This window comes from Anoxybacillus flavithermus (genome assembly GCF_002742685.1).
In the GTDB taxonomy this organism is placed as follows: Bacteria; Bacillota; Bacilli; order Bacillales; family Anoxybacillaceae; genus Anoxybacillus; species Anoxybacillus flavithermus_E.
The window spans coordinates 1-10,904 of record NZ_PEDM01000047.1 but is presented as its reverse complement, the minus strand read 5'-3'; the positions used below and the strand labels follow the sequence as shown (position 1 = coordinate 10,904).

Here is a 10,904-nt window from a genome sequence, read left to right as displayed (position 1 = left end):
ACCGTACGTACGGTGGTGTGAGAGGACGGAGGTTAATCACCTCCTCCTACTCGATTTATTTTGTTATGTTCTGTGCAATTTGTTCATATGACATGTCGCTGGTGACAATGTACGTTCCAGGGCGCAGTGCGCGCGTTAAGTGATGTGTATCAAGGTACGTTAAAAATGATTGAGCATTATCAATAATACGGGCTTGCTCAAGCCGTCTAGCAATGTCTTGACTTGCTTCTCCTTTAGCGATTGTCAACGTATAAATGTATGTTTCTTTTTGAGGCGGAGTTGCTTTTTTCGTTTCTTTTTTTAATTTTTCTAGTGCATGAGCTAGTTCATTTCGTTCTGCCATGAGCTGTTCATATTGTTTTTCGCTTATTTTGTTGGGTTGTAGTTGTTTATGATTTGTATAATAAATGATAGCTAATATCGTTGTAGCAAATAATATCCCAGTTGCAAAGGCACGTGTTGTCCTTTTCATCGTTCATTCCTCGCGATCATGATATTCACCTCATCTATCGGCATGTTAAACTTACGAGCAATTTGCTCTTTTGTCCATCCTTGTTTATATAAGTCAGCGATTTGCTCTTCATTTGAAAACGACTCGATTCCAATCAGCAATTCTTCTTCAAGTGCTTTCACGCGCTTTTTTACTTCGTATAATTGTTGCATCGTTGATAATGTTAACTGTTCTACTTGTTCTTCTACTTCTTTCATCCGATCTCTTTGGAAAAAAGAAATCAACAATAGTATGATAGCAAAAGAGACGAGCCCAATAAATGTATATTCGATCATGTTTGTCACCCCACTTTATTATACATAGGAATATATCAATGATGCATCTTTTTTATGTAAAATCGACAATTTTCGTATATTGTCCGCATGTAGTTGTCATGGTATGATGGAAAAAAGTGTGCTTTCACTTGGGGGGGATATGTTGTGAAAGCGGTCATTATGGCAGGGGGAAGAGGAACGCGGTTACGCCCGTTAACTTGCCATGTTCCGAAGCCCATCGTACCAATTATGAATAAACCTGTAATGGAGTATAATATTGAATGGTTAAAACAATGCGGAATTACAGATATTGCTGTAACCGTTCAATATTTAAGTGACGAAATTATTGAATATTTTGGGGACGGGCGTCGATTCGGTGTACATCTTCATTACTTTGAAGAGACAACGCCGCTTGGAACAGCAGGAAGTGTAAAACACGCTCAGTCTTTTTTAGACGATACGTTTGTCGTCATCAGCGCAGATACGTTGACGACGATTGATTTGCAGCAAGCGATCAACTTTCATTTCTCCAAACAAGCATTAGTTACCGTTCTTATGCACCACGAAGCTACTCCTCTTTCATACGGTGGGATTGTCACAAATCGACACGGAAAAATCGTTCATTTCGTTGAAAAACCAAAATGGAATGAAGTGTGCAGTGATCTAGTCAATACAGGTATTTACATTTGCCATCCAGCTATTTTTGAACATGTGCCACAACATTCACCTTACGATTTTAGCCAACATCTTTTTCCATACCTCATTCAACAAGGGTACCCGATATACGGATGTGAAGTGGACGGCTATTGGTCTGATGTTGGTGTCATTGAACAATATCATCAAACACATCTCGACTTATTACAGCAACGTTTCGTTTCCTCTCATTATAAGGAAATAGCTCCTGATGTATGGATCGGTGAGCGAGTTCACATTGCACAAGGGGTAAAATTAGAAGGACCGCTTCTTATTGGGGCTGATGTTCGTATTGATGCGCATGCAACAATTGGACCATACACAGTGGTAGGTCCACGTTCAGTTATTAGTAAATACGCGTCATTAAAGCGATCAATTGTTTGGTCCGATGTGTATATTGACGAGCATAGTGAATTACGAGGAGCAGTTGTGGCAAATGATGTGTACATCGGTAAAAAAAATGAAATATTCGATTATGCGGTCATTGGAACGAAGTGTAAATTAGAAAATAAAGTGAAAGTAAAGCATGCTGCTAAAATTTGGCCAAATAAAACAATCGCAGAAAAAACAAAAGTGAAAGATTCAGTCGTATGGGGGGAACAACGCCCGAACGTATTGTTTCGTCAAAATGGGATAAGCATGCATGCACATGTCGGTGCTCATCCGCTATTTATCACACAACTGGCTTCAGCGTATAGCAGTCTACATGAAAAAGGAAGTCGAATATTAATTGGCTTTGACGATCATCTGTTTTCTAAAGCAATCGGGACGTTGTTTGCCCAATGTTTGCATATGTACGGTATGCACACAAATGTATACGATGGAGGATATTTGCCTGCTTTTCGTTATATCATTCCTCACAAACGGTATCACGGTGGAGTATTTATAACAATGGACGAACGTGATGAGGTTATTATTGACATACATGATGAATGCGGATTTCCCATTGATCGAACGATGGAGCGAGCCATTGAACAACAAATGGATCATGAACATTACATGTCAGTAATTCAAATGGGTGAAGCAATGAAGGAAAAGGAGAACGATGAAACGTATATTCGCGCATTGCGTCACAGGATTGCTTTTTCTTCATCGGAACAATGGAAAGTTGTCGTCGCTAGTCCTCTTTCATTTCGAGACACGATTCATCATACGCTTCAGTCGTTTGCTATTGAAGTGATTTGGACAGAAAATCGCGATGATGAACATATTCGGAAGCAAATAAAGAATGAACAGGCGCAGTTTGCGATTGTGTTTGACCATTCAGGTGAACGTTTTCGTATTTTTGATGGGCAAGGGATCGCATTGACGAAAGAGGAAATCATCTCATTACACGTATTAGTGTCCCTTTTATGTAGTGACACGAAAAAAGTAGCAGTTCCTGCTTGGGCACCGTCTGTGTTACACACGTTGGCAGAAAGACTATATGGCGATATTGTTTATGTAAAAGATACGAGACGGGAGTTTTTGCTTGCACATCATCACGAGCCGTTTCATTTTTATTTTGACGGACTGTATGCATGTGTGCAGCTGTTGCATTTGTTGTCTATTGAACGTTGTTCGCTTCGCACCATTGTGTCGTCTATTCCAACCATTCATTTATCATGCCGTGATGTTTATTGCCCGTGGCACGAACGGGCGGCTGTTATGCGTAAATTGTTAGAAGAATCGTATGACAAGCATGTAGATTTTACAGATGGCATGAAGGTGTATCATGAAGACGGGGCATGGACACTCATTTTACCAAAAGTAGATGAACCGACGTTGACCATTTATTCGCAAGCAACAAATGCTCAAAAAGCAAAAGAATATACAAAATACTATATAAAGAAAATTCGGCAATATCAAAACGTATAAAATTGATATGGAAATTGTTTAAGAAAAATGATATCATGGAAAGGTGTGATTATAATACTTTTGTTTGGAGGGAAAGAACGATGCGTGTAAATATTACGTTAGCATGCACAGAATGCGGCGAACGCAACTATATTTCAACAAAAAATAAGCGCAATAACCCAGAGCGTCTTGAATTGAAAAAATATTGCCCACGAGACAAAAAAGCAACAGTTCATCGTGAAACAAAGTAAGCAGTAGGATTTTTTCCTGCTGCTTATTTTTTTATGAAAGAGGGGGAAGGATAGTGGATAAGAATCATTTACGACAACAAATGAAACAACGTCTCTTACATATGACAAAAGAAGAGCGGAAGAAAAAAGAGAACGTCATTCACGACATATTATTTCAGCAACATCTTTGGCAAACGGCACATGTGATCGGTATTACGATTTCACGAAAAATCGAGGTAGATACGATTTGTATTATTGAACGAGCATGGCAAGAAGGAAAAAAGGTTGCGATTCCAAAATGCGATGCAGCTACAAAACAAATGATGTTTCGGGAAATTTGTTCGTTTCAACAAACGGAACGCTCTTTTTTCGATTTATATGAACCAATTGTGGAAGAAACGAAAGAAATACAAAAACACGAAATTGAATTGTTGTTTGTGCCGGGTCTTGCTTTTGTGCGTAAAGGGTATCGCCTTGGTTACGGAGGGGGATATTATGATCGTTACTTAGTTGATTTCCCAAACTATACGCTTTCCCTTGCGTATGATTGTCAAATTGTTTCTACGTTGCCGATTGAAAAACATGATATTCCTGTTCAAAAGATAATTACGAATAAAGGAATAATTGTTTGTGAAAGCGAATCATAAAACAGCATAAGCGCTTTCATATTATACAGGAGAAAAAATTAACAAAATGTTAATAATTCATGCCCTATAAACTTTGTGAAACAGTGTACAATGTAAGTGTGAAACAGATAAACAATGCACAGATTGTAAAATGATATAAACGAAAGGTGGAAGAAATATGTCAAATAAAGTGAATCGCGTTGTTTTAGTTGGAACAGGTTTTGTTGGTTCGAGTTATGCGTTTGCTCTTTTAAACCAAGGAGTGACAGAAGAGCTCGTTCTTATTGATATTAACAAAGAAAAATCTGAAGGAGATGCGATGGACTTAAATCACGGCATGCCGTTTGCACCGTCGCCAACAAAAATTTGGTTTGGTAATTACGAAGACTGCAAAGATGCCGACATTGTTGTATTAACAGCTGGTGCCAATCAAAAACCAGGGGAAACACGATTAGATTTAGTTGAGAAAAATACAAAAATTTTCAAAAATATTATTGATCAAGTGATGGCGAGCGGATTTAATGGCATTTTTCTCGTCGCAACAAACCCAGTTGACATTTTAACATATGCAACATGGAAGTTTTCGGGATTACCGAAAGAGCGCGTCATCGGTTCAGGAACAATTTTGGATACAGCGCGTTTTCGCTATTTGCTAGGTGAATATTTCGATATTGATACACGTAACGTACATGCTTATATTATTGGGGAACATGGCGATACAGAGTTACCAGTTTGGAGTCATGCATTTATCGGTTGCCGTCCAATTGTCGATATGATGAAAGAAAAGCCGCAATATAAACAAGAAGATTTAGATAACATTTTTGTGAACGTACGCGATGCTGCGTATCAAATTATTGAACGAAAAGGTGCAACATATTACGGCATTGCCATGGGGCTTGTTCGTTTAACCAAAGCGATTTTACAAAACGAAAATAGCGTTTTGACTGTTTCAGCTTACTTAGAAGGTCAATACGGTCAAAATGATATGTACATTGGCGTACCAGCTATTGTAAATCGTAACGGTATTCGTGAAGTTGTTGAACTACAACTGAATGAAGAGGAAAAAGAGAAATTTACTCACTCCGCAACTGTATTAAAAGATGTAATGAAGCGTGTTGGATTGCAATAGGTTGTCTCATGATGAGGCAACCTTTTTATAATTTCAATGAGAAAAGGGAACGGTAAACGTGAGGAGGGTGATCATATTGAATGGAAAAACATTCATCGTTACGTTGGTGGCAGCGCTCGTTCTTTACCGGTTTCGCTATCGATTGTTGAATGGAATATTGAAACGAGAAGCTGTTCAAAAGCGAGTTGTACAATGGGGGATGTCCATTCCGTTTATTCGCCAGCGCCTTGTACCCACATTATTTTTACAAAAGTACAAATAGTTGCGCTTTATAAAAGAGTGTGGTAAAAGAAGGGTATGATAGCGAAGGGAGAGGGAAGGTTGAGCATTCGCTTCGATTTTGTATATTGGCAAATGATATTTCAATTTTTAAAGGAAAACTATGCTATCGTCTATTTATCACCTGATGAACAAGAAGTTTGGTTGCAGCCTACGCGTGAACGAAAAGCGCCGCTCATTCGTCTCGTTCGTACGGACATGGATTGGAGCGTATTGTTAAAAAATGATATAGAGCGCGCGCTCGTTGCTGTTGATGAATGGCGGAGAAGCCAGTTTCGCCGTCAATTGCAAGTCGTCAACATATATGTGATGATGGATCCTCCTGTTGACGATTGGGAATGGTACGTTCATCGTTCATTTACGACTGAACGAGTACAGATGCAAACATTTGTCATGCATAAAAACAATATGTATGCGATATTACATGAACTAAGTATGTTGTTTCATCACGCATTGAAAGTATATGTACCCGATGATTCCCCGATGCTGCAAAACGAGTTACAAGCATTTAAACAACATGTTTTATCGTTTGCAGAGCGTATGTATGAAAATGAGCGACGCATATTTGAAAGTGGAAAAGCAAGATTTACATATGTATTTATTGCTTTGCAAATCGCGATGTTTTTTATTTTAGAATGGAACGGTGGAAGTACAAATACGTTGACCCTCATTCAATACGGTGCAAAATTTAACCCGCTTATTTTACAAGGAGAATGGTGGCGCTTTTTTACCCCTATCGTTTTGCATATCGGTTTTTTACACTTGTTCATGAATACGTTTGCGCTTTATTATTTAGGTCCGCTCGTCGAAAAATTGTACGGTTCATTTCGATTTTTATTTATTTATCTTTTTGCCGGTTTTGCAGGCTCGCTCGCTAGTTTTTTATTTTCACCGTCCGTATCCGCGGGAGCGTCTGGAGCGATTTTCGGCTGTTTTGGAGCTTTGCTTTACTTTGGGAAAGCGTATCCACATGTATTCTTTCGAACGATTGGAATGAATGTAATAACAGTTATTGGGGTTAACTTGGCATTTGGTCTCGTTGTTCCAAATATCGATAACGCAGGCCATATTGGTGGCTTAATCGGTGGATTTTTAGCTGCAAGTATCGTCCATTTTCCAAAAGAACGTGTTCGTCTCGGTCAATGGTTAGCTGCTCTATTTACAGCGGTCGTTACGCTCATTTGCTTGTATATCGGCTTTCAACGACCGCCAGCAGATCAAGCACAACTCATTCTTACGTTGTCCAAGCAATATATTGATGAACGAGAATACGGCGAAGCAGAACACATGTTAACACTCATTCATGAACAAGATGCTGAAGCATATAAAGCAGATTTTTTACGCGCCTATATTCGTATACAACAAAAAGATTACGACGGTGCGAAACAATATTTATATGATGCCATCGAAAAAAACGACCGTTTTCATGAAGCGTTTTATTATTTAGCACTATTGTATGCAGAAGAAAAAAATTATGAAAAAGCAAAACAAGCAGTAGAACGTGCATTGCAGATTCACCCAGACGATGAACAATATAAACAATTATTGCGTGAACTCGAGCAGCTGTTTTAATATGACGAGCTCTCCATCCGCTGCTTCTGTCACGACAAACAGTTTACTGTAATCTTTTTTAATTAAAATGAGAGGAACGGTACTACCGATTGGTGATTCAATCGAACCGTTCTGTTTTTTTATACCTAAAAAATAGTTTTTGTACAAACCTTCCCATAAGTTTCCGATCATCGTTTCCGTTTCATTTGTCGTTAAATCCATAAATGGTTGTTCATTATATTGAACAAGCTCAGGTAAATACAAATGATAATAATCGTCTTTTTCAAATATGTCGTCCATTTGATTGGTAACTTTGTTTACAATCGTTTGAGTTTGTTTATTTAATGTGTTTGCCCATGTTTTTTGTTCCGCTGTCGTTGGTTTGCGAAACGATTGAAGAGGTGCAAATGACGAGTCAATGACATATAACACATCTCCACTCATTTTTTGACTGCTTCGAATGTCGTTTCCGTTATGCAACTCCCCTTGATGATACGAAATGGCTTGAAATAATCGACTTCCTTTTTGTTTCATTTGTTTTTGTTGAATAATATTTTTTCCGTTCTCTTTCCATTTTGATTGCGTAGAAATTAGTCTCCCATTAGCAAACAATAAGGAAATATCTTGCCGTAAGTAAGCCGTTCGATCAAGCGATGAAGTGACGATCCAATTGACGACATAGCGTGTTTCCTTCTTTTTGGGTTGTAGTGATAATTTTGTTGCGGCAGTTGTAAAGCGAACGGTCGGATCAATTGGAAAAAACATAATCGTCTCGCGTGTCGGCCGCTCAAATGTTTGGATGATGATGACAAATACGAAAAAAAATATGCATACTGATAATAGACGTTTCATCTCATTCCTCCGGTCAAGCTTACATTTATAAAAAATGTATGTGCGTACCACAGAAAATATGTATGAACACGTATACATGTGTCAAAGATGAATGGTAGTGAATGTAAGGTAGGTGATTGGAGTGAAGCGAGTATCTGCGCGTCTTTCAGAAAATGTTTCATATATGAAGGACAAGCTTGGAGTAGGGAAAAGTTTTGATGTCATCTATTTAGACGTGCATTATGCTGGAAAAGATATGGCATTATTTATGATTGATGGGTTTGTCAAAGATGACATTCTTCATTATTTAATGAAATTGTTGTCCGAATTACCGGATGGCTCGTTAGATGAACAACCGTTACATAAATTATTAAGAACACATCTTCCATATGTTGAATTAGATCAAACAGATGATTTTGAAAAGGTCATTGATGGCGTGCTTGCAGGGCCGACAGCTTTGTTTGTAGATGGAATGGCAAAGGCGATTTTAATTGATGCACGCACATATCCAGTACGCGGACCGCAAGAACCAGACATGGAGCGTGTCGTTCGAGGTGCACGTGATGGGTATGTGGAAACGATAGTCTTTAACACAGCATTAACGAGACGCCGTGTGCGCGACCGTTCGTTACGGATGGAATATATGCAAATTGGTCGCCGTTCAAAAACGGATGTATGTGTTTGTTATATTGAGGATATTGCCAATGCAGAGATTGTCGAAGAAGTGAAACAATCATTGGCTAAAATTGATACGGACGGTTTGCCAATGGGAGAAAAAACGGTAGAGGAATTTATTTCTGGTAGACATTTCAATCCGTATCCTGTCGTTCGTTATACAGAAAGGCCTGATACGGCTGCAGCTCATTTATATGAAGGGCATGTTCTTATTTTTGTCGATGGATCTCCAAGTGTGTTAATTACACCAGCAACGTTTTGGCATCATTTACAACACGCAGAGGAATATAGAAATAAGCCGATTGTTGGTGCGTATTTACGCTTCGTTCGTTTTCTTGCGGTATGGTTATCTATTTTTTTATTGCCGCTTTGGTATATGTGGATGAAAAAACTAGAGCTCGTGCCACATGCGTTATCATTTGTATCAAAATCGACGGAAGGGAATATTCCGTTATTTGGTCAAATATTACTTATTGAATTTGGATTAGATATGTTGCGGATGGCAGCCATTCATACTCCATCTGCTTTAGCAACAGCGCTTGGGCTAGTTGCTGCGCTGATGATTGGTGGAATTGCCGTTGAAGTTGGGTTATTTTCTAACGAAGTCATTTTATATTTTGCAATGGCGACCATCGGGACGTTTGCAACTCCAAGTTATGAACTTGGATTAGCCAATCGGCTCGTTCGGCTTGCTTTGCTGATTGTAACAGCGTTATTTGGTGTTATTGGCTACGTTGTTGGTATTACCGTATGGTTAGTCATGCTTGCACGCATGCAATCGTTTGGCGTTCCGTATTTATGGCCGTTTATTCCATTTTCATATCGTGGGATGCGCGATGTGCTTATTCGTTCCCCAATTCCGTTAAAAAATCGAAGGCCGACTGTATTGCATCCAAAAGATCCGGATCGATAAAATGTGAAAAATATCGCAAAGACGTTGTTCAGTTCTTGACGACTCTTTGTTTTCTTTATACATTTAGAATATGTAAATTGAAAACGCTTATACACGACAGGTGAAGAAAATGAAATCTGTATACGATGTACAGCAGTTATTAAAAAAATATGGAACGATCATTTACGTCGGTGATCGTCTCGCAGATTTAGAATTAATGGAAGACGAACTGAAAGAATTATTTCAAGCGCAACTCATCGACGTAAAAGATTATCAAATGGCGCTTCTCATTTTGCGTCATGAAGCGCAAATTGAACGAGAAAAAAGAGAAAAAGGGATGAAGGAACAATGGAACAATGGTTAGTTGGCGTAGATTTAGGTGGGACTACGGTAAAATTAGCATTCGTAAATATGTACGGGGAAATCATTTGTAAGTGGGAAATTCCAACAGACAAATCGGAACAAGGGAAACATATTACGACACATATTGCAAAAGCGATTGATGAGAAGCTGCGTGAATTAGATGAATCAAAAGGACGGCTTGTCGGTATTGGAATTGGCGCGCCAGGACCTGTTAATATGACGACAGGGGATATTTATGAAGCGGTAAACTTAGGTTGGAAAAACTTCCCTTTAAAAGATCGGTTAGAAATAGAAACAGGACTTCCTGTCGTTGTTGATAACGATGCGAACATTGCAGCGATTGGGGAAATGTGGAAAGGGGCGGGGGATGGCGCGAAAAATTTAATTCTCGTTACGCTCGGCACAGGTGTTGGCGGCGGTGTGATCGTAAACGGTCAAATCGTTCATGGAACAAACGGTGCTGGCGGTGAAATTGGCCATATTGCGTCCATTCCAGAAGGAGGGGCATCTTGTAATTGCGGTAAAACAGGGTGCTTAGAGACGATTGCTTCAGCGACAGGTATTGCACGTATCGCGACAGAGCGCTTGCAACAAACCGATGAACCAAGCTCTTTGCGAGACGTATGGAAACAAGTAGGAGCTGTTACTGCGAAAGATGTATTTGATGCCGCGAAAGAAAATGATGCATTCGCGCTACAAATTGTTGATGAAGTGACGTTTTATCTTGGCTTAGCGCTCGCTAATTTAGCAAACGGTTTAAATCCGGAGAAGATCGTCATCGGTGGCGGTGTATCGAAAGCAGGGGACATGTTAGCGCAAGCGGTTGCTCGTCATTTTAAACGCTTTGCGTTCCCGCGCGTCGCTGAAGCTGCTGACATTGTTATCGCTACCCTTGGAAATGATGCTGGTGTAATCGGTGGGGCATGGTTAGTAAAGGAAAATATCGTATAAAAACAGACGATCTTCTCGTCTGTTTTTTTGGTGTGCTCGGCATGGGTGCAATCTATAGGGTGAAAGTCCCGAACTGCGAAGGC

The 10,904-nt window shown here is 39.4% G+C and carries 12 protein-coding genes; 9 read left to right on the top strand and 3 right to left on the bottom strand.

The features are described from left to right. Positions 1 to 55: 55 nt before the first annotated feature. Together CS060_RS13280 and CS060_RS13275 are read right to left on the bottom strand one after the other, a co-directional pair. Positions 56 to 472, bottom strand: coding sequence for an endolytic transglycosylase MltG (locus CS060_RS13280; RefSeq protein ID WP_099669041.1), 417 nt, complete (start codon positions 470 to 472; stop codon positions 56 to 58). Continuing rightward, on the bottom strand, positions 469 to 786 hold the full coding sequence (locus CS060_RS13275; protein ID WP_035048177.1) for a competence protein CoiA family protein: 318 nt from the start codon (positions 784 to 786) through the stop codon (positions 469 to 471). Before CS060_RS13275 ends, CS060_RS13280 begins: the two co-directional genes overlap by 4 nt. Positions 787 to 930: 144 nt before the next feature. Between CS060_RS13275 and CS060_RS13270 the strand changes: the two genes are divergently transcribed. The 6 genes from CS060_RS13270 (at position 931) to CS060_RS13245 (ending at position 7,130) form a co-directional block, all read left to right on the top strand. Further along, on the top strand, positions 931 to 3,315 hold the full coding sequence (locus tag CS060_RS13270; protein WP_035048179.1) for a sugar phosphate nucleotidyltransferase: 2,385 nt from the start codon (positions 931 to 933) through the stop codon (positions 3,313 to 3,315). An 80-nt stretch (positions 3,316 to 3,395) separates the two neighbouring features. After that, positions 3,396 to 3,545 carry a 50S ribosomal protein L33 gene (gene rpmG / locus CS060_RS13265; RefSeq protein WP_004889517.1) on the top strand — a complete coding sequence of 50 codons (150 nt, stop codon included), beginning with the start codon at positions 3,396 to 3,398 and terminating at the stop codon, positions 3,543 to 3,545. Positions 3,546 to 3,598: 53 nt separating this feature from the next. After that, the gene (locus CS060_RS13260; protein ID WP_082180277.1) at positions 3,599 to 4,171 is read left to right on the top strand and encodes a 5-formyltetrahydrofolate cyclo-ligase; all 573 of its coding nucleotides are present in this window, start codon (positions 3,599 to 3,601) and stop codon (positions 4,169 to 4,171) included. A 157-nt stretch (positions 4,172 to 4,328) separates the two neighbouring features. Beyond that, positions 4,329 to 5,279 (top strand): L-lactate dehydrogenase, encoded by a 951-nt coding sequence (locus CS060_RS13255; protein ID WP_035048181.1) that lies wholly within the window; start codon positions 4,329 to 4,331, stop codon positions 5,277 to 5,279. Between the two features lie 76 nt (positions 5,280 to 5,355). Then, positions 5,356 to 5,541: a protein YqgO gene (gene yqgO, locus CS060_RS13250; RefSeq protein ID WP_035048182.1), complete on the top strand. Its 186-nt coding sequence runs from the start codon at positions 5,356 to 5,358 to the stop codon at positions 5,539 to 5,541. A gap of 59 nt (positions 5,542 to 5,600) precedes the next feature. Then, positions 5,601 to 7,130 carry a rhomboid family intramembrane serine protease gene (locus CS060_RS13245; protein ID WP_257211138.1) on the top strand — a complete coding sequence of 510 codons (1,530 nt, stop codon included), beginning with the start codon at positions 5,601 to 5,603 and terminating at the stop codon, positions 7,128 to 7,130. Here CS060_RS13245 and CS060_RS13240 read toward each other — a convergent pair. Further along, positions 7,101 to 7,961 carry a hypothetical protein gene (locus CS060_RS13240; protein WP_035049916.1) on the bottom strand — a complete coding sequence of 287 codons (861 nt, stop codon included), beginning with the start codon at positions 7,959 to 7,961 and terminating at the stop codon, positions 7,101 to 7,103. The two genes, CS060_RS13245 and CS060_RS13240, sit on opposite strands and share 30 nt — an antisense overlap. Positions 7,962 to 8,124: 163 nt before the next feature. Between CS060_RS13240 and CS060_RS13235 the strand changes: the two genes are divergently transcribed. From CS060_RS13235 to CS060_RS13225, 3 genes are all read left to right on the top strand, one after another. Then, on the top strand, positions 8,125 to 9,528 hold the full coding sequence (locus CS060_RS13235; RefSeq protein WP_052025645.1) for a spore germination protein: 1,404 nt from the start codon (positions 8,125 to 8,127) through the stop codon (positions 9,526 to 9,528). A 109-nt stretch (positions 9,529 to 9,637) separates the two neighbouring features. Continuing rightward, the gene (locus CS060_RS13230; protein WP_006317940.1) at positions 9,638 to 9,871 is read left to right on the top strand and encodes a YqgQ family protein; all 234 of its coding nucleotides are present in this window, start codon (positions 9,638 to 9,640) and stop codon (positions 9,869 to 9,871) included. Further along, a complete protein-coding gene (locus CS060_RS13225; protein WP_035049921.1) occupies positions 9,856 to 10,821 on the top strand; it encodes an ROK family glucokinase in 966 nt (321 codons plus the stop codon). Before CS060_RS13230 ends, CS060_RS13225 begins: the two co-directional genes overlap by 16 nt. Positions 10,822 to 10,904: the final 83 nt, after the last annotated feature.

Coding starts and splice junctions, on each gene's coding strand:
- CS060_RS13280 (WP_099669041.1), bottom strand. CDS start 472: ATGAAAAGGACAACACGTGCCTTTGCAACTGGGATATTATTTGCTACA.
- rpmG (WP_004889517.1), top strand. CDS start 3,396: ATGCGTGTAAATATTACGTTAGCATGCACAGAATGCGGCGAACGCAAC.
- CS060_RS13235 (WP_052025645.1), top strand. CDS start 8,125: ATGAAGGACAAGCTTGGAGTAGGGAAAAGTTTTGATGTCATCTATTTA.
- CS060_RS13275 (WP_035048177.1), bottom strand. CDS start 786: ATGATCGAATATACATTTATTGGGCTCGTCTCTTTTGCTATCATACTA.
- CS060_RS13240 (WP_035049916.1), bottom strand. CDS start 7,961: ATGAAACGTCTATTATCAGTATGCATATTTTTTTTCGTATTTGTCATC.
- CS060_RS13225 (WP_035049921.1), top strand. CDS start 9,856: ATGGAACAATGGTTAGTTGGCGTAGATTTAGGTGGGACTACGGTAAAA.
- CS060_RS13230 (WP_006317940.1), top strand. CDS start 9,638: ATGAAATCTGTATACGATGTACAGCAGTTATTAAAAAAATATGGAACG.
- CS060_RS13255 (WP_035048181.1), top strand. CDS start 4,329: ATGTCAAATAAAGTGAATCGCGTTGTTTTAGTTGGAACAGGTTTTGTT.